Annotated in this window: 23 protein-coding genes (1 of these 23 only partly in view); 16 read left to right on the top strand and 7 right to left on the bottom strand. The window is 63.3% G+C overall.

Annotated elements, in window-relative coordinates; translation table 11 throughout:
- On the bottom strand, positions 1 to 1,050 hold the 5' portion of the coding sequence (locus LOY69_RS03620) for an aspartate aminotransferase family protein (protein WP_102881904.1). The gene continues 300 nt to the left of window position 1, outside the view; 1,050 of the gene's 1,350 nt are visible here — the first part of the coding sequence; the start codon lies at positions 1,048 to 1,050; its stop codon lies off the left edge, out of view.
- A gap of 124 nt (positions 1,051 to 1,174) precedes the next feature.
- On the opposite strand from LOY69_RS03620, the gene LOY69_RS03615 reads away from it, so the two are divergent.
- From LOY69_RS03615 to LOY69_RS03590, 6 genes are all read left to right on the top strand, one after another.
- Positions 1,175 to 2,095: a LysR family transcriptional regulator gene (locus LOY69_RS03615; protein WP_102863048.1), complete on the top strand. Its 921-nt coding sequence runs from the start codon at positions 1,175 to 1,177 to the stop codon at positions 2,093 to 2,095.
- Between the two features lie 366 nt (positions 2,096 to 2,461).
- Complete coding sequence (locus LOY69_RS03610; protein ID WP_102863047.1) at positions 2,462 to 3,130, top strand: TetR/AcrR family transcriptional regulator; 669 nt, start codon at positions 2,462 to 2,464, stop codon at positions 3,128 to 3,130.
- Positions 3,131 to 3,135: 5 nt separating this feature from the next.
- Positions 3,136 to 3,717, top strand: a complete 582-nt coding sequence (locus LOY69_RS03605) for an IMPACT family protein (protein ID WP_213664684.1) — start codon at positions 3,136 to 3,138, stop codon at positions 3,715 to 3,717.
- A gap of 531 nt (positions 3,718 to 4,248) precedes the next feature.
- Complete coding sequence (locus tag LOY69_RS03600) at positions 4,249 to 5,814, top strand: ABC transporter ATP-binding protein (protein WP_265074140.1); 1,566 nt, start codon at positions 4,249 to 4,251, stop codon at positions 5,812 to 5,814.
- 11 nt (positions 5,815 to 5,825) lie between these two features.
- On the top strand, positions 5,826 to 6,932 hold the full coding sequence (locus tag LOY69_RS03595; protein WP_102881908.1) for an ABC transporter permease: 1,107 nt from the start codon (positions 5,826 to 5,828) through the stop codon (positions 6,930 to 6,932).
- Positions 6,932 to 7,858: an ABC transporter permease gene (locus LOY69_RS03590; RefSeq protein ID WP_207167023.1), complete on the top strand. Its 927-nt coding sequence runs from the start codon at positions 6,932 to 6,934 to the stop codon at positions 7,856 to 7,858. The genes LOY69_RS03595 and LOY69_RS03590 overlap by 1 nt, the downstream gene beginning before the upstream one ends.
- On the opposite strand, the gene LOY69_RS03585 is transcribed toward LOY69_RS03590, so the two are convergent.
- Complete coding sequence (locus LOY69_RS03585) at positions 7,855 to 8,292, bottom strand: hypothetical protein (RefSeq protein ID WP_110595509.1); 438 nt, start codon at positions 8,290 to 8,292, stop codon at positions 7,855 to 7,857. The genes LOY69_RS03590 and LOY69_RS03585 overlap by 4 nt on opposite strands.
- A 185-nt stretch (positions 8,293 to 8,477) precedes the next feature.
- On the opposite strand from LOY69_RS03585, the gene LOY69_RS03580 reads away from it, so the two are divergent.
- The 3 genes from LOY69_RS03580 to LOY69_RS03570 all read left to right on the top strand — a co-directional run bounded on the left by LOY69_RS03580 (position 8,478) and on the right by LOY69_RS03570 (position 11,843).
- Positions 8,478 to 9,161 carry an SDR family oxidoreductase gene (locus LOY69_RS03580; RefSeq protein ID WP_102863041.1) on the top strand — a complete coding sequence of 228 codons (684 nt, stop codon included), beginning with the start codon at positions 8,478 to 8,480 and terminating at the stop codon, positions 9,159 to 9,161.
- Positions 9,162 to 9,365: 204 nt separating this feature from the next.
- Positions 9,366 to 10,724 (top strand): 8-oxoguanine deaminase, encoded by a 1,359-nt coding sequence (locus LOY69_RS03575; RefSeq protein WP_253084190.1) that lies wholly within the window; start codon positions 9,366 to 9,368, stop codon positions 10,722 to 10,724.
- A gap of 111 nt (positions 10,725 to 10,835) precedes the next feature.
- Positions 10,836 to 11,843 (top strand): formylglycine-generating enzyme family protein, encoded by a 1,008-nt coding sequence (locus LOY69_RS03570; RefSeq protein ID WP_265074139.1) that lies wholly within the window; start codon positions 10,836 to 10,838, stop codon positions 11,841 to 11,843.
- On the opposite strand, the gene LOY69_RS03565 is transcribed toward LOY69_RS03570, so the two are convergent.
- Positions 11,840 to 12,928 (bottom strand): calcium:proton antiporter, encoded by a 1,089-nt coding sequence (locus LOY69_RS03565; RefSeq protein WP_102881913.1) that lies wholly within the window; start codon positions 12,926 to 12,928, stop codon positions 11,840 to 11,842. The genes LOY69_RS03570 and LOY69_RS03565 overlap by 4 nt on opposite strands.
- Positions 12,929 to 13,255: 327 nt before the next feature.
- On the opposite strand from LOY69_RS03565, the gene LOY69_RS03560 reads away from it, so the two are divergent.
- The 3 genes from LOY69_RS03560 (at position 13,256) to LOY69_RS03550 (ending at position 16,502) form a co-directional block, all read left to right on the top strand.
- A complete protein-coding gene (locus LOY69_RS03560; RefSeq protein WP_102881915.1) occupies positions 13,256 to 14,338 on the top strand; it encodes a BMP family ABC transporter substrate-binding protein in 1,083 nt (360 codons plus the stop codon).
- Between the two features lie 65 nt (positions 14,339 to 14,403).
- Positions 14,404 to 15,369 (top strand): 2-oxoglutarate and iron-dependent oxygenase domain-containing protein, encoded by a 966-nt coding sequence (locus LOY69_RS03555; RefSeq protein ID WP_170001542.1) that lies wholly within the window; start codon positions 14,404 to 14,406, stop codon positions 15,367 to 15,369.
- A gap of 179 nt (positions 15,370 to 15,548) precedes the next feature.
- Positions 15,549 to 16,502, top strand: a complete 954-nt coding sequence (locus LOY69_RS03550) for an adenosine deaminase (RefSeq protein WP_102881917.1) — start codon at positions 15,549 to 15,551, stop codon at positions 16,500 to 16,502.
- A gap of 76 nt (positions 16,503 to 16,578) precedes the next feature.
- Here the strand turns inward: LOY69_RS03550 and LOY69_RS03545 are convergent, their stop codons facing one another.
- Both LOY69_RS03545 and LOY69_RS03540 read right to left on the bottom strand, forming a co-directional pair.
- Positions 16,579 to 17,955 (bottom strand): MFS transporter, encoded by a 1,377-nt coding sequence (locus tag LOY69_RS03545; RefSeq protein WP_265074138.1) that lies wholly within the window; start codon positions 17,953 to 17,955, stop codon positions 16,579 to 16,581.
- 136 nt (positions 17,956 to 18,091) lie between these two features.
- Positions 18,092 to 19,000, bottom strand: coding sequence for a LysR family transcriptional regulator (locus tag LOY69_RS03540; protein ID WP_102863034.1), 909 nt, complete (start codon positions 18,998 to 19,000; stop codon positions 18,092 to 18,094).
- A gap of 118 nt (positions 19,001 to 19,118) precedes the next feature.
- On the opposite strand from LOY69_RS03540, the gene LOY69_RS03535 reads away from it, so the two are divergent.
- The 3 genes from LOY69_RS03535 (at position 19,119) to LOY69_RS03525 (ending at position 20,777) form a co-directional block, all read left to right on the top strand.
- Positions 19,119 to 19,412: a putative quinol monooxygenase gene (locus LOY69_RS03535; RefSeq protein WP_102881919.1), complete on the top strand. Its 294-nt coding sequence runs from the start codon at positions 19,119 to 19,121 to the stop codon at positions 19,410 to 19,412.
- A gap of 30 nt (positions 19,413 to 19,442) precedes the next feature.
- A complete protein-coding gene (locus tag LOY69_RS03530; protein ID WP_265074137.1) occupies positions 19,443 to 20,456 on the top strand; it encodes a zinc-binding alcohol dehydrogenase family protein in 1,014 nt (337 codons plus the stop codon).
- A 144-nt stretch (positions 20,457 to 20,600) separates the two neighbouring features.
- Entirely contained in the window at positions 20,601 to 20,777 is a 177-nt protein-coding gene (locus LOY69_RS03525; protein WP_162884107.1) for a hypothetical protein, read from the top strand.
- Position 20,778: 1 nt separating this feature from the next.
- Here the strand turns inward: LOY69_RS03525 and LOY69_RS03520 are convergent, their stop codons facing one another.
- Positions 20,779 to 21,975 (bottom strand): multidrug effflux MFS transporter, encoded by a 1,197-nt coding sequence (locus LOY69_RS03520; RefSeq protein WP_102863031.1) that lies wholly within the window; start codon positions 21,973 to 21,975, stop codon positions 20,779 to 20,781.
- A 92-nt stretch (positions 21,976 to 22,067) separates the two neighbouring features.
- Complete coding sequence (locus LOY69_RS03515) at positions 22,068 to 22,265, bottom strand: heavy-metal-associated domain-containing protein (RefSeq protein ID WP_102863030.1); 198 nt, start codon at positions 22,263 to 22,265, stop codon at positions 22,068 to 22,070.
- A gap of 145 nt (positions 22,266 to 22,410) precedes the next feature.
- Here LOY69_RS03515 and LOY69_RS03510 point away from each other — a divergent pair, with 145 nt between their 5' ends.
- Positions 22,411 to 22,794, top strand: a complete 384-nt coding sequence (locus tag LOY69_RS03510) for a hypothetical protein (RefSeq protein WP_110650842.1) — start codon at positions 22,411 to 22,413, stop codon at positions 22,792 to 22,794.
- Positions 22,795 to 22,832 lie beyond the last annotated feature (38 nt).

The raw sequence follows: 22,832 nt of genomic DNA, 5'->3' as shown, positions 1-22,832 counted from the left end.
GTTTTCCTTCTGCAGCAGATCCAGTGCCGCCAGACCCGCAGCGCACGCCACCGGGTGCGCCGAATAGGTGTAGCCGTGGGGGAATTCCACTGCGTACTCAGGCGTCGCCTGGTTCATGAAGGTCTGATAGATCTCGGAGCTGGCAATCACCGCGCCCATGGGAATGGCGCCGTTGGTGACCTGCTTGGCCACACACATCAGATCCGGGGTTACGCCGAAGCTGTCGGCGCCAAACATCGCACCCGTACGACCGAAGCCTGTGATCACTTCGTCGAACACCAGCAGGATGTTGTGCTGATCACAGATTTCCCGCAGACGCTTGAGATAACCCTGTGGCGGCACCAGTACGCCAGCCGAGCCAGCCATCGGCTCGACGAAGACCGCAGCGATATTGGAAGCATCGTGCAGTTCGATCAGCTTCAGCAGCTCATCGGCCAGGGCAATACCGCCCTGCTCCGGCATGCCACGGGAAAACGCGTTACTGGCCAGCAGAGTGTGCGGCAGGTGGTCCACATCCATCATTGCCTGGCCGAACAGTTTACGGTTGCCGTTGACCCCGCCCAGACTGGTGCCGGCGATGTTCACACCGTGATAGCCACGGGCACGGCCGATCATCTTGGTCTTGGTCGACTGGCCTTTCAGGCGCCAGTAGGCACGCACCATCTTCACTGCGGTATCAGCGCACTCGGAGCCGGAGTCGGTGAAGAACACGTGGTTCAGGTTGCCCGGAGTCAGGTCGGTGATTTTTTCCGCCAGTTGAAACGACAGCGGGTGACCGTATTGGAAGCCTGGGGAGTAATCCAGGGTGCCCAGTTGCTTGGATACCGCTTCCTGGATCTCTTTGCGCGAGTGACCGGCGCCGCAGGTCCACAGACCGGACAGCGAGTCATAGACCTTGCGGCCCTTGTCATCCACCAGCCAGCTGCCTTCGGCGCCGACGATCAGGCGCGGGTCGCGTTGGAAGTTGCGATTGGCGGTGTAGGGCATCCAGTGAGCGTCAAGCTTGAGCTGACTGGCCAAAGATGGAATCGCGGTTTCCGGCATGTTCATGAGCAAAACCTCGCAAGGCAATGAAGCGGCGTAGGAATAAAAGCGTTGTTGCGACTAAGTTGCCACGGCTATAAAGTCGGTGAAATCCAACTTTAATAACCTTCAGTCTGGCATCCACTAAACTATGAGCAGCCGTCGCGCCGACCCGCTGGCGCAAGTCAGCGACTTTGATATCCGCCTGCTGCGGATCTTTCGCAGCGTTGTGGAATGCGGTGGTTTCTCCGCCGCAGAGACCGTGCTCGGCATTGGCCGCTCGGCCATCAGCCAACAGATGAGTGATCTGGAGCAACGGGTCGGCCTGCGCCTGTGCCAACGCGGACGCGCCGGCTTTTCCCTCACCGAAGAAGGCCGCGAGGTCTATCAGTCGAGCCTGCAACTGCTCAGCGCCCTGGAGAGCTTCCGCACCGAGGTCAACGGCCTGCACCGCCACCTGCGGGGCGAGTTGATCATCGGCCTCACCGACAACCTGGTGACCCTGCCCCACATGCGCATCACCCACGCCCTGGCGCAATTGAAGGAGCGCGGCCCGGACGTGCAGATCCAGATCCGCATGATCGCCCCCAACGAAGTCGAGCAAGGGGTACTCGACGGTCGCCTGCACGTCGGCGTGGTGCCCCAGGCCAGCGCCCTGTCTGGATTGGAGTATCAGCCGCTGTATGACGAACGTTCGTTGCTGTACTGCGCGGTGGGCCATCCCCTGTTCTACGTGGACGACAAGCAACTGGACGATCAGCGTCTCAATGACCAGGACGCCATTGCCCCGACCTTCCGCCTGCCCGCGGAAATCCAGGCCCACTATCAAGCATTGAACTGCACCGCCAGCGCATCCGACCGCGAAGGCATGGCCTTCCTGATCCTCACCGGACGCTATATCGGCTACCTCCCTGACCACTACGCCACCCTCTGGGTGCAGCAGGGCCGGTTGCGCGCGCTCAAGCCCAAGTCTCGCTTTTATGACCTGAGCCTGGCATCGGTCACACGCAAGGGCCGGCGCCCCCACCTGGTGCTGGAAAGCTTCCTGGAGAGCCTGGCGGCGACCCGCTAAAAACCGGCAAAGCCCCGTACTCGCATGGCCGCATCGACAACCAGACAAAATGGCCTGAGCACCTGGACCGCTTTTTTGCAAAGACCTCGGCATCTAGAACCTTCAGCCCGAGCTCCACGCCCTGCAGCCAGATGCTTCCCGCAGCGGTGAACTGATCCATGGACTCAACGACCGCCGCACCCCCTGGCAGCCCTGCTGATGCGCCTGCTGCCGGAAGGTAAAAGCCTGCCAAACGACATAAATCCGGCGCCGGAAAAACACAGCCTGAAGGCCCGCTGAAGCTTTTGTCGCGCCAAGGCTTGTCTGATCAACCTGGGTGCGCTATCAACGCACAGGTTGCACCCACAGACTTGCTCGGAAACCTCCATGACCTTTGAAGTCCCCGCCCACAGCACTCCTCACCCAGGCAAACCCGCCAGCCGCATTCGGCAGAAGAATGAAGAGGCCATCATCCAGGCCGCCGAGGACGAGTTCGCCCGTCACGGCTTCAAAGGCACCAGCATGAACACCATCGCGCAGAAGGCCGGCCTGCCCAAAGCCAACCTGCACTACTACTTCACCAACAAGCTGGGGCTGTACATCGCGGTGCTGAGCAACATCCTCGAACTCTGGGACAGCACCTTCAACACCCTCACCGCCGAGGATGACCCGGCGGAGGCCCTGACCCGCTACATCCGCGCCAAGATGGAATTTTCCCGTCGCCAGCCACAGGCCTCGCGGATCTTCGCCATGGAAATCATCAGTGGCGGCGAATGCCTGAGCGAATACTTCAGCCAGGACTACCGCGCCTGGTTCCAAGGCCGGGCCAATGTGTTCCAGGCCTGGATCGACGCCGGCAAGATGGACCCGGTTGACCCGGTGCACCTGATCTTCCTGCTCTGGGGCAGCACCCAGCACTACGCCGACTTCGCCACCCAGATCTGCCGCGTCACCGGCCGCAGCCGCCTGACCAAGCAGGATTTCGAAGAGGCCGGCACCAACCTGATCCGTATCATCCTCAAAGGCTGTGGCCTGACTCCCGCCCAGAAAGACTGACGCTCATGCCCTTTACCCTGGCCGGCCTTTGCGAGTACCGCGAAGAGATTCGCAAAAGCCGCTTCATCACCTTTGCCGCGCCCATCACCAGCGCGGTCGAGGCCCAAGCCTTCATCCAGCAATACAGTGACCTCAACGCCTCCCACAATTGCTGGGCATGGAAGCTGGCCGATCAGTACCGCAGCAACGACGACGGCGAACCTGGCGGCACCGCCGGACGGCCGATCCTCGCGGCCATCGAGGCCCAGGATTGCGATCAGGTAGCCGTGCTGGTGATCCGCTGGTACGGCGGCATCCAGCTGGGCACTGGTGGCCTGGCCCGGGCCTACGGCGGCGGTGCCAACAAATGCCTGCAAGGCGCCGAACGCATCGCCCTGGTCAACCGCATACCGCTGCGCTGCGCCTGCAGTTTCAGCGAGCTGGCCCTGGTCAAGTTGCGGATCGCCGATCTGGGCGGACTACTGGTCCAGGAAGACTTCACCGCCCATGGCGTGGAGTTGCAACTGGCCCTGGGCGAAGAGCAGATCGATACCCTGCAACAGCAGTTGGCCGACCTCAGCCGCGGACGCATCCTCTTGCAGCGCTGAGCGCACCAACCCGGCCCGAGCACCTTGTGCATAACCCGGCAGAGCCTCCCGCAGTTGCCCACATCTGCTGTGCACCCGACTGTGGATAACCTGAGCACATAGCGCTGTAACCCTTCTGTAACGTGGCTTTGCGGGCTTTGTTCATTTTTTGCCCAAAGTTCCTCCAGTGGACTTTTTTGCAACGTAAAACAGCAAGTTAGAGTGGTTTATCGCGGTTGGAAGGCAAGGCTGCCGGGCTTATGCCCAAGTTCCAGGCTTGCACACAAATACTGTGGAGCAAGCTGTGGATAACCCGTGCAAGGCTGCTCCAGCCGCTGACTGCACAGGGCCTGCAGGCCACTGGTCATTTTTTGCTCAGTTTGCCGCGGACAAAAACAGAGCCCTTTCAAACACTTTGCCCCGAAGTGGTGCCCGGTATCCGCCTCCTCCGACAGTTCAAGGGGCACTCCAGGGCGGCGCCTGAGCTTTCCTGACCTACTGGCCAGGAAATTGCTTTATCCACAGCAACAACTCCAATCCCCTGAGCCCGTCATGCCAAATTCCGCTGTGCCCATCGCACAAACTCCGCGCCTGCAACTGCGCCAGATCAGCAAGCGCTATCCCGGTTGCCTGGCCAACGACGCCATCGACCTGAGCATCGCCCCAGGTGAAATCCAGGCCCTGCTCGGCGAGAACGGCGCCGGCAAAAGCACCTTGATGAAGATCATCTACGGGGTGATCCAGGCCGACTCGGGGGAGTTGATCTGGCAAGGCCGGCGTCAGCTCATCAGCAGCCCGGCCCATGCTCGCGGCCTGGGAATCGGCATGGTGTTCCAGCACTTCTCATTGTTCGAAACCCTCAGCGTCGCGCAAAACATCGCCCTGGCCATGGGTTCGGCGGCCGGCACGCCGGGCCAGCTGGAAGGCAAGATCCGCGAAGTGTCCCAGCGCTACGGCATGGCCCTGGAACCCCAGCGCCTGGTGCACAGCCTGTCCATCGGCGAACGCCAGCGAGTGGAGATCGTGCGCTGCCTGATGCAGGACATCCGCCTGTTGATTCTCGACGAACCCACCTCAGTGCTGACCCCGCAAGAGGCCGAAGAACTGTTCATCACCCTGCGCCGGCTGGCGGCCGAGGGCTGCAGCATCCTGTTCATCAGCCACAAGCTCGCCGAAGTCCGCGCGCTGTGCCACAGCGCCACAGTACTGCGGGGCGGCCGGGTGGCCGGGCACTGTCGGCCGGCCGAATGCTCGAACCAGGAACTGGCGCAACTGATGGTGGGTGACACGGCGGCCCTGCTCGCCGACTACCCCAAGGTCAGCGGCGCTACCGAATTCCTGCAGATCCGCGAGTTGAGCTGGCACAACCCCGATCCCTTCGGCTGCTCCCTCAAGGCCATCGACCTGAGCCTGCGCAGTGGCGAAATCGTCGGCATCGCCGGGGTCGCCGGCAATGGCCAGGACGAACTGCTGGCCCTGCTCAGCGGCGAGCAACGCCTGGCTCCCGGTGAGGCCCAACGCATCTGCCTGGCCGGCCAGGCCGTCGGCCATCTCTACCCCGATGCAAGACGCCGAAAGGGGCTGGCCTTCGTCCCCGCCGAACGCCTGGGGCAAGGTGCCGTGCCGGAACTGAGCCTGGAAGACAACGCGCTGCTCAGCGCCTTTCAACAGGGACTGGTCCGCAATGGCCTGATTCAAAGAGCCAAGGTCCGCGCCCTGGCCGAGAAAATAATCCAGCGCTTCGGGGTCAAGACCGGTGATGCCCAGAGCCCGGCCCGCAGCCTGTCCGGCGGCAATCTGCAGAAATTCATCCTCGGCCGCGAGATCCTCCAGCAACCGCGCTTGCTGATCGCCGCGCACCCGACCTGGGGCGTCGACGTGGGTGCCGCTGCCACCATTCACCGGGCACTGATCGCCCTGCGCGATGCCGGCGCGGCGATCCTGGTGATCTCCGAAGACCTGGATGAACTGCTGCAGATCAGCGATCGCATTGCCGCCCTGTGCGGCGGTCGTCTCTCGACGCCCAAAGCCTGCGCCGACACCTCATTGGTCGAAGTCGGCGCCTGGATGGCCGGCCACTTCGAAGCCGTCCCCTACACCCCTGCCCCGGCGGTTTAACGGAGTCGTCCATGCTGCTTTCACTCGAACCTCGCGGCCGCCAGTCGCGCCTGATGCTCTGGTGTTCCCCTCTTCTGGCCGCGCTGCTGACCCTGAGCTGTGGCGCCCTGCTGTTCATGGCCCTGGGGCATGACCCGCTGCTGACCTTGCACACCCTGCTGATCGCCCCGGTCAGCGACCTGTACGGCGTCTCGGAACTGCTGGTCAAGGCGCTGCCGATCCTGCTCTGCGCCCTGGGCCTGGCAGTGGCCTACCGGGCCCGCATCTGGAACATCGGCGCTGAAGGCCAATTGCTGCTCGGGGCCCTGGCCGGCAGCGCCCTGGCGGTCAACCTCATCGAGTTGCAAAGTCGCTGGGCGCTGGTACTGATCCTGCTCACCGGCACCCTGGCCGGCGCCGCCTGGGCCGGGCTCACCGCCTGGTTGCGCACGCGTTTCAACGCCAACGAAATCCTTACCAGCATCATGCTCAACTACATCGCCCTGAACCTGTTGCTGTATTGCGTACACGGCCCATTGAAGGACCCCGCCGGGTTCAACTTCCCCGAGTCGGCGATGTTCGGCGACGCCAGCCGCTTGCCACAGTTGATGGAAGACGGTCGGGTCCACGCCGGGGTGTATTTCGCCCTGCTGGCCCTGGTGGCAGTCTGGGTACTGCTGCAGAAAAGCTTCGTCGGTTTCCAGATCAAGGTCCTCGGGCTGGACACCCGCGCCGCAGGTTTCGTCGGCTTTCGCCAGCAGCGCCTGATCTGGCTGGCGCTATTGATCAGCGGCGCCCTGGCAGGGCTGGCCGGGGTCTGTGAAGTCACCGGCCCCATCGGCCAACTGGTGCCGCAAGTCTCCCCCGGCTACGGCTATGCGGCGATCACCGTGGCCTTTCTTGGACGCTTGAACCCCATCGGCATCCTGTTCTCCAGCCTGCTCATGGCCCTGCTGTACATCGGTGGCGAAAGCGCGCAGATGAGCCTCAACCTGCCCCAGGCCATTACCCAGTTGTTCCAGGGCATGATGCTGTTCTTCCTCCTGGCCTGTGACGTACTGATTCTCTATCGGCCGCGCCTGAACCTGCGCTGGGCACGCCGCGACACGCCCCTCAGCGCAACCGCCGGAGCCCTGTAATGGATATCGATCTGCTGAGCAATATTCTCTACGCCATGGTGCGCTGCGGCACGCCCTTGCTGCTGGTGGCCCTGGGGGAACTGATCTGTGAAAAGAGCGGCGTCCTCAACCTCGGCCAGGAAGGCATGATGCTGTTCGGCGCGGTGATAGGTTTTATCGTCGCCCTCAACAGCGGCCATTTATGGCTTGGCGTGCTGCTGGCAATGGCGGCGGGAATGCTGCTCTCGGCGCTGTTTGCCCTGGTGGCCCTGGCGTTCAACGCCAATCAGGTGGCTACCGGGCTGGCGTTGACCATCTTCGGGGTCGGCCTGTCGAGCTTTGTCGGTGCGGCCTGGGTCGGCAAGCCACTGGCCGGGTTCGAACCGCTGGCGCTGCCATTGCTCAGCGACATCCCGCTGATCGGCCGCATGCTGTTTGCCCAGGATCTGCTGGTGTACTTGTCCTTCGCGCTGTTCGCCCTGGTGGCCTGGGTGCTCCTCAAGAGCCGGGTTGGCCTGATCATCCAGGCCGTCGGCGAAAACCCCGACGCCGCCAGCGCCATGGGCCTGCCGGTGCTGCGGGTGCGCACTCTCGCGGTGCTGTTCGGCGGCGCCATGGCCGGGTTGGCCGGGGCCTACCTGTCCCTGGCCTACACCCCGATGTGGGCCGAGAACATGAGCGCCGGCCGCGGCTGGATTGCCCTGGCCCTGGTGGTGTTCGCCAGTTGGCGCGTGTGGCGACTGTTGCTCGGCGCCTACCTGTTCGGCCTGGCGAGCATCCTGCATCTGGTGGCCCAGGGCCTGGGGCTGGCGATACCCTCCAACCTGCTGGCGATGCTGCCCTATGCCGCCACCATCCTGGTGCTGGTGCTGCTATCGCGCGACGCCTTGCGCACCCGTTTGTACGCACCGGTTTCCCTGGGGCAGCCGTGGCAGGCGGGGCATTAAATGACCGGCGCACGCCCGGCTGGAGCCAGCTTGCCAACGTCGCCTTTGACCGGCAGCAACTGCGCCACGCACCAGGCCAGTTCGAAAACCAGGAACACCGCGATCAATGCCGTGGCGCCGTGCATCAGGGCGTACCCCAGCCAGGTGGCAAACAGGAGGCGCCCCACCGCGTCATAACGACCAAACGCCTGCTGCGGATCACGAATCCGCAGCACCGACCATACGCAGACAATCGACCCCATGAGGTTGGCCATCAGCAGGTGCATCGGCTCGAACGGAGGCAGGCTACCGGGCAGATTGAAGGCCTGGACCGCGCCCTGCAGCAACTCGTGCAGGGCCATGAAGCTCCAGGGGGTGACAAAGGCCAGCGTCACCAGCAAGTCGTACCAGCCGCTGGCGCGGACCAATTTTCGGTAGTGTTCGGTCGTCCACATAGGAAGTGCTCCATCAACTCAAGGAGCGCGCAGGCTAAAGCCTGGAGTATGCTCAAGGGTCAAGCCCTTTCGAGCCCCATGCATGTGCATCGGAGAACTGGGCCAGTTGCGCCACGAGCTGCAACTGCGGCTGGGACAAGCCTGTCCATTGAATCCGTGATCCTCATTTATCAAGGAACCTCATCATGTCCACGGCAAAAACCGCACTGATCATCGGCGCCTCCCGGGGCCTGGGCCTCGGCCTGGTACAACGCCTGCTGGAAGACGGCTGGCAAGTCACCGCCACCGTGCGCAACCCGCACAAGGCCGAGGCCCTGCAGGCCCTGGGCAAGGTGCAGATCGAACAACTGGACATGGACGATCAGCAAGCGGTGATCGCCCTGAGCCAGAAACTCAAGGACCAGGTGTTCGACCTGCTGTTCGTCAATGCCGGGGTCAAGGGCCCGGACAACCAGCTGCCGGGCCACGCGACCCTGGCCGAAGTCGGCCAGCTGTTCTTCACCAACGCGGTGGCGCCGATCAACCTGGCCCAGCGCTTTGTCGGGCAGATCCGCAAGGACAGCGGCGTGCTGGCGTTCATGAGTTCGGTGCTAGGCAGCGTGACCATGCCGGACGCTCCGGAGCTGGCGCTGTACAAGGCCAGCAAGGCGGCGCTGAATTCCATGACCAACAGTTTCGTGACTCAGTTGCAACAGAAGCTGACCGTGCTCTCGCTGCACCCGGGCTGGGTAAAGACCGACATGGGCGGCGAAGGCGCTGACATCGACGTGCAAACCAGCACCCGTGGGCTGATCGCCCAGATCAACGCCTACACCGGCAAGGGCGGCCATCACTTCGTCAACTACAAGGGCGAAACCATCCCCTGGTAAGCCCGCAACCTCTGTAACCGATGCCCCTGGCAGCGCTTGCACAGCGCGGCCAAGGCTCTGCAACGGGGGGCAAGCCGCAAGTTTTGTCCCCCGGCACATCTTTCGCTAGACTGCGCACCTCGCCCCTTGCGGCGACCCTGGATCAGCAGACAGGGCAACACTGAGCTGGCTAACCTGAACCCACTTTCAGAGGAGCCGGCCACCATGCCTGCGACCCGTACCTGGTTAAAAAATCCCCTGGCCATCTTCACCGGCAATGCCCTCGACGCCCGTGGCGGCCTGGTCGTGCAAGACGGTCTGATCGTCGAAGTCCTGGGCCTGGGCCAACAGCCTGCGAGCCCTTGCCAACAGGTCTTCGATGCCCGCGAGCACGTGTTGCTGCCGGGCCTGATCAACACCCACCATCACTTCTACCAAACCCTGACCCGGGCCTGGGCGCCGGTGGTCAACCAGCCGCTGTTCCCCTGGCTCAAGACCCTGTACCCGGTCTGGGCGCGGCTGACCCCGGAAAAACTCGCCCTGGCCACCAAAGTGGCGCTGGCCGAACTGCTGCTTTCCGGTTGCACCACCGCCGCCGACCATCACTACCTGTTCCCGGACGGTCTGGAAAACGCCATCGACGTACAAGTCGAAAGCGTGCGTGAACTGGGCATGCGCGCCATGCTCACCCGCGGTTCCATGAGCCTTGGCGAAAAGGACGGCGGCCTGCCACCGCAACAGACCGTGCAGGAAGGCCAGGTGATTCTCGACGACAGTCAGCGCCTGATTCACCAGTACCACGAGCGTGGCGACGGCGCGCAAATCCAGATTGCCCTGGCGCCGTGCTCGCCGTTCTCGGTGACCCCGGAAATCATGTCGGCCAGCGCCGAACTGGCCAACGGACTCGATGTGCGTCTGCACACTCATCTCGCCGAGACCCTCGACGAAGAAGACTTCTGCCTGCAGCGCTTCGGCCTGCGCACCGTGGATTACCTGGACAGCGTCGGCTGGCTCGGTCCGCGTACCTGGCTGGCCCACGGCATCCACTTCAACCCGGATGAAATCGCCCGCCTGGGCGCTGCCGGCACCGGCATCTGCCATTGTCCGAGTTCGAACATGCGCCTGGCCTCCGGCATCTGCCCCAGTATCGAGCTGACCGATGCGGGGGCGCCGCTTGGCTTGGGCGTGGATGGCTCGGCATCCAATGATGCCTCGAACATGATCCTCGAAGCCCGTCAGGCGCTGTACATCCAGCGTCTGCGCTACGGCGCCGAGAAGATCACCCCGGAGCGGGTATTGGGCTGGGCGACCCAGGGTTCGGCAAGCCTGTTGGGCCGCACCGACATCGGCGAGCTGGCGGTGGGCAAGCAGGCGGACCTGGCGTTGTTCAAGCTTGATGAGCTGCGTTTCTCGGGTAGCCATGATCCGGTTTCGGCGCTGCTGTTGTGCGGCGCGGATCGAGCGGACCGGGTCATGATTGGTGGCAAGTGGCGGGTGATTGATGGCCAGGTCGAAGGGCTGGACCTGAAAAACCTGATCGCCGATCACAGCCAGGCGGCCCGGCAGTTGATCGCTGGTAGCTGATCGTTGAGTCCAACGGCGAGGGACCCGATCCCTCGCCTGCGCCTTAAGCGGAATCGGATTGAGGAAACATGTTAGTTTCCGCCCTCGAACGAACCGCTATAGGGACATTACGTGAAACAAAAGTACGGACTGGCGCTCTGCGTCGCGCTGCTGATTTCAGGCTGCGAGAAACAGGAGGTTGCTGGCCCGCCCAGCAAAGTGCTGTCCCCTGAAAAAGTGGCAGAAATTGCTTCGACCATCAGCCGCAAATACCCGAATCTGTCCCCACAAAACCGCGATGCCGTACTCAACACAGTGATCCGCTCGCTGGACAACATGGTGTTGATTGAAGGGGGCCAATTCCAGATGGGCGATTTCGGTTGGCCCCATGGCTTCGACCCACTTGCCTTGTGCCAATGGCCCTGCGGCGTGGACCCGGCAAAAATGGAGCGGATCAGTCTAGACGTCGATGACGATTTCGTTCACCCGGTCAAATTGAGCAGCTATTACCTGTCCTCGCTGCAAACCACCTTGGGCGATTTTGATCTGTTCTTCCTGGCCCAAGGCAAGCCGCCATTCGACGCTGAACTTCGTAAACGCGAAGACATGAAGCACCTCTACCTTGAAAACCTGCCCGCCCCGGCCTCTCGATCATGGCAAGAGGCCAAGGATTACTGTGGCTGGCTGGCAGACCTCAGCGGCTATCGCGTCGATCTGCCGACCGAGGCGCAATGGGAATATGCGGCGCGCAACCGCGGCCAGCCGGTGATGTTCGCCACCGACAACGGCAATCTGGATTACGGCCGCAACTTCCCGGCCCCTGACGACAACGAAACCTTCGCCGTGGACAGGTTTGTGCCCAATCCGCTGGGCCTCTACAACCTCACCGGCAACGCCAGTGAATGGGTCAACGATTGGTACGATAAACACTACTATCGCGAGTCTCCCGTGGAGAACCCGCAAGGGCCTGAAACAGGCATCTATCGGGCGCAACGCGGCGCCAACAACAAGTTTGCCAACGACCCGACCTTTTCTCCTTCGGCCAGCACCGTGCGCCGTTGGCGTTGGGGGGCACTGGCGGCCTGGAATGCCCCCGGTGTCAGCTTTCGCTGCGCCATCCAGTCAGCCCAGCCGCTTTAAAGGCCCAGCAGCGACAGCATGATGAAGGTGGCAAATAGCACGAAGTGAGTCATGCCTTCTATGGCATTGGTTTCACCGTCGTTGAGGTTGATCGCGCTGACGATCAGGGTGATGAACACCATCACTGTCTGCACAGGAGTCATGGCCATCTGGAACGGCTGGCCGGTGTACAAGGCCATGGCCTCCATCACCGGCACCGTGAGGATCACCGTCGACAGGGAGGCGCCCAGTGCCACGTTGACCACCGACTGCATGCGGTTGGCCAAGGCCGCGCGCAGGGCGGTGAGAATCTCCGGCGCGGCGGAAATGGCCGCCACCAGGATTGCCGTGATCACCGGCGGTGCGCCCGTGCCTTCCAGGCCCAGGTCAAGGGTCTTGGACATCACCTCGGCCAGGGCGCCGATCACCACCACCCCGAACACCAGGATGCCGATGCTCCAGGCCAGGTTGACGGCATGGGGCTGTTCCTGGGCCTCTTTAGCACGGCGCTTTTCCGGGTAGCTATAGCTGAAGAAGTAGCTGTGCGGCCCGACCTGCATGCGCAGGAACAGGGTATAGAGCACCACCATCGCGCCAATGGTGAAGGCCGAATACACCTTCCAGTCGGCCTCGGGGATGAACTCCGGCACCACCATCGACACGCCCATGGCGGTGAGGATCATCACGCTGTAGGTGCGCGCCGAATCGTCGTTGTAAGGCTGCTCGCCGTGCTTGATGCCGCCCATCAACGCGGCCAGGCCGAGGATGCCATTGATGTCCAGCATCACCGCCGAATAGATGGTGTCGCGCACCAGGGTCGGCGAGGCTTCGTTGCTCATCATGATGGCCAGGATCACCACCTCCACCAGCACCGCGGCCAGGGTCAGGATCATGGTGCCGTAGGGGTCGCCGACCTTTTCCGCCAGCCGTTCGGCGTGGTGGGCAACGCGCATCGAGGCGATGACGATAAAGCCGATCAGCACCAGCCCGGCCATCAGGGCGATGCCTTGGCCGCTATTGAGCAACAGGTGTTCCAGGGGATAGGCGGCCACGGCAGCCAGCAGCGCAAGCAGCAGAAACTGTTCTTGCTTGAGGGAAGTGAGCATCGCAGTCCTTTGACGGAAATAAAAACGAGTACAGGAGATGAATAAAAGACTGCTTCGGGTCACTAACGTTTCGTTACATGTCAGTGCACCAGGCTCAGGCGCCACGCACCGGGATGGATCTTGAACAGCCCTTCGCCGGCAAGCCGGCTCCTACATTCCAGCCCCGTAGGAGCTGGCTTGCCAGCGAAAAGCTCGCCCCAAAGCCCCCGTAGAAACCGCCTCGCCGGCGCAACCGCCCTCTTTGTTGTCCTGTTGGTCAGCTATTTGCATTGCCCTTAAGCGCTTGCCGACCCAGTCCTCCCCCACAACAAGATGGAGCTCCAATTCATGCATACACGCCCGTTGCACAAGCTGCTCTGCGCCCTGGCCGCCGCTGTCGGCCTGAGTGCCAGTCTCGCCGCCAGCGCTGCCGATCCGCTGAAGGTCGGCTTCGTCTACATCGGTCCCATCGGCGACCACGGCTGGACCTATCAGCATGAACAAGGACGCAAGGCACTGGCGGAAAAATTCGGCGAGCAGATCAAGACCAACTACGTCGAGAACGTGGCCGAAGGCGCCGACGCCGAGCGGGTGATCCGCAACATGGCCAAGGATCATTACGACCTGATCTTCACCACCTCCTTCGGCTACATGAACCCCACCCTGAAAGTCGCCAAGCAGTTCCCCAAGGTGACCTTCGAACACGCCACCGGCTACAAGCAGGACAAGAACCTCGGCACCTACCTGGCGCGCACTTACGAGGGACGCTACGTCGGCGGCTTCCTCGCGGCGAAGATGACCAAGAGCAAGAAGATCGGCTACGTCGCCTCCTTCCCGATCCCGGAAGTGATCCGCGACATCAACGCCATCCAGCTGGCCCTGAACAAGTACAACCCGGGTACCGAGATCAAAGTGGTGTGGGTCAACTCCTGGTTCGACCCGGGCAAGGAAGCCGACGCCGCCAACGCCCTGATCGACCAGGGCGCCGACGTGATCTTCCAGCACACCGACAGCCCGGCGCCGATCCAGGCCGCAGAACGCCGTGGCGTGTATGCGGTGGGCTACGCCTCGGACATGGCCCACTTCGGCCCGAAGGCGGTGCTGACTTCCATCGTCAACAACTGGGCCCCGCACTACATCCAGGCCACCCAAGGGGTGCTGGACCACAGCTGGACATCCCAGGACTACTGGGGCGGCCTGAAAGAGGGTACGGTTGAGCTGCCCCTCAGCGACCTGCTGCCGGCCCCGGTGAAAGCCGAGGCCGAGCAGATCATCGCCAGCATCAAGAGTGGCCAGTTCCACCCGTTCACCGGCCCGATCAAGGACCAGGGCGGGACAGAAAAAATCCCTGCGGGGGTCAGCGCCAGCAATGCCGAACTGGCCTCGATGAACTACTACGTCGAAGGCCTGAAGGCAGACCTCCCCAAATAAGCTGGTCGTCGCTGCCGGAGCACCCGCCAGCGACGACGGACCGCCAACAGGATGGGAGCCTTTTCATGCATCAACTGCCGATCATCGATATCAGCCCGCTGTATCAGGAGGCCCAGCCAGGCTGGGACAGTGTCGCCAAACAGATCGACCGCGCCTGTCGCGAATGGGGCTTCTTCTACATCAAGGGCCACCCGATCAGCGCACAACGCATCGAGCAATTGCTGGCCATGGCCAAGCAGTTCTTCGCCCTGCCCAGCGCCGAGAAACTCAAGATCGACATCACCCAGAGCCGCCACCATCGCGGCTACGGCGCCATCGCCACCGAGCAGCTGGACCCGGGCAAGCCCAGCGACCTCAAGGAAACCTTCGACATGGGCCTGCATCTGCCCGCCGAGCATCCCGAGGTAGTGGCGGACAAGCCCCTGCGCGGCCCCAACCGCCACCCGGACCTGCCCGGCTGGAAAGACCTAATGGAACAGCACTACCAGGACATGCAGGCCCTGGCCCAGACCCTGCTGCGGGCCATGACCCTGGCCCTGGGCATCGAACGCGACTTCTTCGACCGCCGCTTCCAGGACCCGGTCAGCGTGCTGCGGCTGATCCACTATCCGCCGCGCCACACCGCCAGCAGCACCGAGCAGCAAGGCGCCGGCGCCCACACCGACTATGGCTGCATCACCCTGCTCTACCAGGACGCCGCCGGTGGCTTGCAGGTACGCAACGTTCAGGGGCAGTGGATCGACGCGCCGCCCATTGCAGGCACCTTCGTGGTCAACCTGGGCGACATGATGGCGCGCTGGAGCAACGACCGTTACCTGTCGACTCCGCACCGGGTCATCAGCCCGCTGGGGGTGGACCGCTACTCGATGCCGTTCTTCGCCGAACCGCACCCGGACACCCGCATCGAATGCCTGCCCGGCTGCCAGGACGCGGAGCATCCGGCCAAGTATCCGCTGACCACCTGCGCCGAATTCCTGCTCTCGCGTTTTGCCGATACCTACGCCTATCGCCGGGAGCTGGAGCAGGCCTGATCGCCCACTCGGTCAGGTTTTGCCGAACAATCGCGCCGCCAGATGTAGAATGGCGGCTTTTTCGGGCCCGGTGAAAACCTGGCGATCGCCGCAACCGCCGCCAGTTCCCCAGAGAAGGGCACGGCCCCGGCAGCGCATCACACTTCGCAGCGCCCACCTGCACCTGATGAGACAACACCATGTATGACTGGCTGAACGCCTTGCCCAAGGCCGAGTTGCACCTGCACCTGGAAGGCTCCCTGGAGCCGGAACTGCTGTTCGCCCTGGCCGAACGCAACAAGATCGCACTGCCCTGGAGCGACGTCGAAACCCTGCGCAAGGCCTACGCCTTCAACAACCTGCAGGAGTTCCTCGACCTGTATTACCAGGGCGCCGATGTGCTGCGCACCTCACAGGACTTCTACGACCTGACCTGGGCCTACCTGCTGCGCTGCAAAGAGCAGAACGTGATTCACACCGAGCCGTTCTTCGATCCGCAGACCCACACCGACCGTGGCATCCCGTTCGAAGTGGTGCTCAACGGCATCGCCGCCGCGCTGAAAGACGGCGAGCAGCAACTGGGCATCACCAGCGGCCTGATCCTCAGCTTCTTGCGTCACCTGAGCGAAGAAGAGGCACAGAAGACCCTCGACCAGGCGCTGCCGTTTCGCGATGCGTTCGTTGCCGTCGGCCTGGACAGCTCGGAAATGGGCCACCCGCCGAGCAAGTTCCAGCGGGTCTTCGACCGTGCGCGCAGTGAAGGCTTCCTGACCGTCGCCCATGCCGGCGAGGAAGGCCCGCCCGAGTACATCTGGCAAGCTCTGGACCTGTTGAAGATCCAGCGCATCGACCACGGCGTGCGCGCCTTCGAAGACGAGCGGCTGATGCAGCGCATCATCGACGAACAGATCCCGCTGACCGTGTGCCCGCTGTCCAACACCAAGCTCTGCGTGTTCGACCACATGTCCCAGCACAACATCCTGCAAATGCTCGAGCGCGGGGTGAAGGTCACGGTCAACTCCGATGACCCGGCGTACTTCGGCGGCTACGTCACCGAGAACTTCCACGCCTTGTACACCGACCTGGGCATGACCCAGGACCAGGCCCAGCGCCTGGCGCAGAACAGCCTGGATGCGCGGCTGGTCAAGCCGTAACAGCCTTCGCCGGCCAGCCGGCTCCTACACGAACCTGTAGGAGCCGGCTTGCCGGCGAACAGCTCCCCCCTCTCTATCACCCCCCCGCCTCGCTCAACGCCTCCAGCGTCTTGCCCCGGGTCTCCATCCCGAACAGCCAGACCACTCCCGCCGCCACCACAAAGCACGCCGCCCCCAAGGCAAACACCCCGCCCTGCCCGGTGATGGGAAACACCAGCCCGGTCACCAACGGCCCCAGCAGCGAACCGATCCGGCCAACGGCCGAAGCAAAGCCCGAACCCGTAGCCCGGGCAGACGTCGGGTACAGCTCGGGCGTGTAGGTGTAGAGCACCGCCCACATGCCGAACAGGAAGAACTGCATCAGCAGGCCGGTGCCGATCAACAGGCTGACGTTGCCGCCAAACACCGCGCTCTGCCCGTAGAAGAAGGCCATGATCCCGCCGCCGAGCAAGGTGACGATGCACACCGGCTTGCGCCCCCAGCGCTCCACCAGCCAGGCGGCCATGAGGAACCCGGGAATCCCGCCCAGGGAAATCAGCACCGTGTAGTACACCGACTGGGTCACGGCAAAACCGGACTGTTGCAGCAAGGCGCTGAGCCAGGACGTCAACCCGTAGAACCCCAGCAATGCGAAGAACCACAGGCTCCAGATCATCATCGTGCGTTGCCGATACAGGGGCGACCAGATCTGTTTCAGCGCGGAGAAAAAATGCCCCGGCGCACTGTCGATGCGTGGCAGGCGTACCGGTTCCGGCAACGGGGCGCCACCCAGGGCAGCCCGCACCTTGTCCTCGATGCCCAGCAGCACCCGGTCGGCCTCGGCATGGCGCCCAGCCTGCTCCAGCCAGCGCGGCGACTCGGGAATGAAGAAGCGGATCACCAGCACGAACACTGCCGGAATCGCCAGCACCAGGAAGATGTCGCGCCAGCCGATCAGCGGCAGGAGGAAGTACGACAGCGCACCGGCCGCCACAAAACCCAAGGGCCAGAAGCCGTCCATCAAGGCGATGTAGCGCCCGCGTCGTTGCGCCGGAATCATCTCCGAGAGCATCGATTGGGCGATGGGAAACTCCATGCCCATGCCGATGCCCAGCAGCACCCGGAACAGGGTCAGGCTGTCCACGCTCTGGGCGGTGGAACACAGGTAACTGGCCACGCCCCAGAGCACGATGCTCCATTGGAACACCGGCTTGCGCCCGAAGCGGTCAGCGAGCATGCCCGACAGCGAGGCGCCGAGCACCATGCCGAAGAAGCTGGAGCTGGCCAGCAGGCCGGCCTGGGCCGAGCTCAGGCCGAACTCGGTTTTGATCGACCCCAGCAGGAAGGTCATCATCGCCAAATCCATGGAGTCGAAGAAAAACGCCAGGGCAATGATGATGAAGATCACCCGGTGATAACCGCTGATAGGTAAGCGCTCCAGGCGCTCTGCGGCGCTGTATCCCTGTATGCCCATGCCCTGTTCCCCCGATTGAATGCACGACCCGTCGAGTGTGCGGGATCGAAGCGGGGGGTGATGGCTGAGGGCGACCTGTTCGCGTCCGGCAGCGACGCCGAGGGCGCGGCACCTGGGTTCGCCGGCAACCCGGCTCTTACGGGCGGCGGGCGCTGATCTGGGCGCAGCGCTCCTGGAGCATGTCCCGCAGCAGCTTGACCGGTTTGCTCAAGTGCGCGCGATGGGTGCACAAAAGGTTCAGCGACGCGCCTTCGCAACGCAACTCCGGCAACAGCACCTGCAAGCGGCCGGCCAGCACGTCGGCGGCCACATCCAGCCAGGACTTGTAGGCAATCCCTTCGCCGGCCACCGCCCAGCGCCGCACTACATCGGCATCGTCACTCAGGCGGTCGCCGCTGACGGTCAGGCTCACCTCGCGCTTGCCGTCATAAAAACTCCAAAGGTCGTGGGCCCGGCTGTCGAGCATGTACAGCAGGCAGTTGTGCTGGGCCAGTTGCTCCAGCTGGCGCGGCTCGCCGTGCCGGGCCAGGTAGCTGGGGGCCGCACACAGGACCCGGAGATTGTCCGGGGCTATCGGCAGTGCCACCAGACTGGAGTCCTCCGGCTCGCCATAGCGCAGGGCAATGTCCACCGGCTGGCGGAACAGATCGGCAATCCGGTCCCCCAGCAGCAGGCGCACGCTGAGCTTGGGATGCTCGCGCTGGAACTCGTCGAGCCAGGGCAGCAGCAGGTTGCGACCAAAGTCAGAGGGCGCGGAAAGCTGCAACACGCCGCTGACCTGATCCTGTCCGCTGGCCAGCAAGCGCCGCCCTTCATCCAGGTTGCTCAAGGCGGCGCGAGCGTATTCAAGAAAGCCCTCGCCCTCGGCCGTCAGACGCAGGCTGCGGGTGGAACGGGCCAGCAAACGCGCCCCCAAGTGTTCTTCGATGCGCTTGAGGGCGGCGCTGGCCACCGCCGGCGACAGGTCCATGACCCGGGCCGCCGCCGACAGGCTGCCCAGGTCCGCGGCCCGCACGAACAGTTGCAGGTCATCGAATCGCAGCATGGATCCACCCCTGGATTATCAAAAAAATATTGAAAGAGACTGCTCTTTTAGCCGGTTTTATCTTCAGGAGAAATAGCCAATTATCTGCCCATCACCTGACAGCCCAAAGGTAAACACCATGTCCCAAGCCTTTACCGCCATCGCGACCCTGATCGCCAAGCCTGACCAGCACAACGTCCTCAAGCACGAACTCAGTGCCCTGGTACACCCCAGCCGTGCCGAGACCGGCTGCCAGTACTACCAATTGCATCAGGACGCCGAACAGCCGGGCACCTTCTACGTCCTGGAACGCTGGGACGATGAGGCCGCCCTGGAGTTTCACAACAACACCCCGCACTTCCAGCATTTCCTCAACCAGACCCGCGAGGCGATCGAGCACTTCGAACTCAAGCGCCTGCAACTGATCGTCTGACCCTCACTCTGCACTCAACAGGAATTCACCATGAAAGCCATCGCCTACTACACATCCCTACCAATCGACGACCCCAAGTCCCTGCAAGACATCGAGCTGCCGGAGCCGGTCGCCGGCCCTCGCGACCTGCTGGTGGAGGTCAAGGCCATCTCGGTCAACCCGGTGGACACCAAGGTCCGCCAGAACGTCCAGCCCGAAGGCGGCGCCGCCAAGGTGCTGGGCTGGGACGTGGCCGGCGTGGTCAAGGCCGTGGGCAGCGAGGTCAGCCTGTTCAAGGTTGGCGACCGGGTGTTCTACGCCGGCTCCATCGCCCGGGCCGGAGGCAACAGCGAGCTGCACACCGTGGATGAACGCATCGTCGGCCATATGCCCAAGAGCCTGGGTTTTGCCGAAGCCGCGGCCCTGCCGCTGACCGCGATCACGGCCTGGGAACTGCTGTTCGAACGCCTGCAAATCAGCCAGGACCGCAGCGACCAGGGCCAGAGCCTGCTGATTGTCGGCGCCGCCGGCGGGGTCGGTTCGATCCTCACCCAACTGGCCCGGCAACTGACCGGCCTCAAGGTGGTCGGCAGCGCCTCCCGGGAGCAGACCCAAGCCTGGGTCCGCGAGCTGGGCGCGCACGGCGTGGTGGATCACCGTCAGCCACTGAGCGCCGAGCTCAAACGCATCGGCATCAATCAGGTGACCCACGTCGCCAGCCTGACCCAGACCGACACCCACCTTGATGAGTTGGTGGAAGCCCTGGCGCCCCAGGGCAAACTGGCCTTGATCGATGATCCGAAAAGCCTCGACGTGACCAAGCTCAAGCGCAAGAGCCTGTCCCTGCACTGGGAGTTCATGTACACCCGCTCGCTGTTCGAGACCGCCGACATGCAGGAACAGCACGTGCTGCTCAACAAGGTCGCCGAGCTGATCGACGCCGGCACCCTGAAGACCACGGTGGGCGAGCATTTCGGCCAGATCAATGCGGCCAACCTGCGCCGCGCCCACGCCTTGCTGGAGAGCGGCACGGCCAAGGGCAAGATCGTCCTGGAAGGTTTCTAAGGGCTGAACGCACGGCGGCCATCGCGCACAAAAGCCCGATGGCCGCCGTCAGTCCGAGAGTTGATTTCGGTCATATTTGTGACCGTATTCGGGTCTACACTGGCAGCCCTTGCATCGCACTCTTTTACCGTTAGGAGGTCAGCAATGAAGATCCTGATAAAAGAATTGGCAAACCCTCAAGGCTCCCAATGGCAGGTCCGTCTCGACCAGCACGCGGTGACTTTCCGCAGTGAAGCCGAGGCCCGGGCTTTCACCCAGACCCTGCAAGCACGCCTGCAAGCCCCTCACCCGATTCCCCAGAGTCAACGCGCCGTCGGCTGACTCAGAGCTCGGCGGCTTTCAAGGCCCGGGCATTCTGCAAACGCCGGGTCATGACCGCCATGCTCACCGCCAGAACACCACACAGGCTGATGACCATGGCCATCGGCATGGCACTGCCATCGTGCAACACACCCACCAGATAGGCAGCACCCGCAGCGACGCTGAACTGCAGGCAACCGAGCATCGCCGAGGCGCTGCCGGCCCGCGCGCCCTGGCCGTTCATGGCGCAGGCCGCCGCGTTGGGAATGATGCAGCCCAGGCTGGCGATGCACACGAACAAGGGCAGCAGCAGCGGCCAGAGCTCACTCGTATGCAGGGCGCTGACTGCCAGCAAGGTCAACCCGGCCGCCAGGTAGATCCACACGGTACGGGCCAGCAGGAAAGCCGGACCGCGCTTGGCCAACAGCCGCGCATTGATCTGCGCCACGAGGATAAAACCGCCGGCATTGATCCCGAAGAACCAGCCGAAATGCTCCGCCGGCACGCCATAAAGCTTGATAAAGACAAAGGGCGAGCCGGCGATATAGGAAAACATCCCGGCGATGGCGATGCCGCCGGTCAGGGCGTGACCAAGAAAGACCCGGTCCGCCAGCAACAGGCCGTACTGGCGCAACGCGCCGGACAACGGTAGGCGCGGGCGCGTGGCCGGCATGCTCTCCGGCAGACCCAGGGCCACCGCCAATCCCGACAGGGCGCTGAACACCGTGAGCATGATGAAGATCGATTGCCAACCGTAGAGATTGACCAGCAGGCCGCCGAGCATCGGTGCCAGGATCGGCGCCAGGCCCATCACCAGCATCAACTGGGAGAACACCTTGGCCGAACCCACGGCATCGCACTTGTCGCTGACCACTGCGCGGGATATCACCATCCCGGCGCAACCGCCCAGGGCCTGGACGAAGCGCGCGCCAATCAGCCACTCCAGGTTGGGCGCATAGGCGCAGGCCAGTGAGGCCAGGGTGAACAGCCCCACTCCCACCAGCAACGGCAGGCGCCGACCAAAACGGTCGGCCACAGGACCATAGGCCAGTTGCCCAATGGACAATCCAAGGAAATAGGCGGCCAGGGTCAGTTGGACGTGTTTTTCATCGGTGCCGAAAGCCAGGGCCATCGAGGGAAAGGCCGGCAGATAAAAGTCGATGGCCAGAGGGCCGAAAGCGCTCAAGGCGCCGAGAATCAGGATTGTGCGCAGGTTCATGGCATCCAAGCGAGCGTTGGTCAGCGGTCGCACAGTCTAGCCGCGCTTGGACGCCTTGAACATTCCGATAGGTCGCTAACTATTAAAAAGACTCAAGCAACCTGGACGGCGTAGCCTTCCTCGCTGATCAGATTGATCACCTCTTCGCTGGACAGGCGACTCTCGACCCCCACTTCCTTGGCCGCCAGATCCACCCGCACGGTGGCCGCCGGGTCCTTGCTCTGCAGCGCCTGAGTGATGGCCCGCACGCAGTGGCCGCAGGACATGCCTTGAACATTGAATACTTGCATCACGCTTCTCCTGTATTGGGATGCACGCAGTCTTGTCCTTGCCACCGTGGCAAGGTCAAGTTCCGGATTGAACTGCCGGGCTGGAAATCGGCGCCGCGCTCCGCCAAGCTGCACGTCTTATGACATCACAGCAGGAGATTCAGCCATGCGCTGGTCAACTTTCAGCTTCGTCGGCCTCCTTGGTCTGTTGGCGGCGACGCCACCGGCACTGGCCGCCGGAGAAGACTACGGCGTACTGATCATTTCCCGGGAGCGGCTGGAAGTCGCCACCTCCTGCGAGATCGGCCTGTACATCCAGGACCAGCTCGCCGGTCGGCTGTTCCAGGAACAGAGCGCCTCCTTCAACCTGCCGCCGGGCAAAGTGTCCCTGCGCCTGAAACTGCTGCCGGGCCAGGCGCCGGGCTGCAACCCTGGCCTGCTCGCCCCGGGTTCCCAGGACATCAGCGTGCGGGCCGGCGACGTGCTGAAGTTCCGCATCGCCAGCAACGCCTCGGGCATGTACCTCAAGCCCACCGCCCTGGACTACTGACGCTGCGCCCTCCACACGCCTTGCGTCCTGCAGCGCAA

This window comes from Pseudomonas sp. B21-059 (genome assembly GCF_026016285.1).
In the GTDB taxonomy this organism is placed as follows: domain Bacteria; phylum Pseudomonadota; class Gammaproteobacteria; order Pseudomonadales; family Pseudomonadaceae; genus Aquipseudomonas; species Aquipseudomonas danubii.
This window is presented reverse-complemented; position numbering and strand designations above follow the sequence as displayed.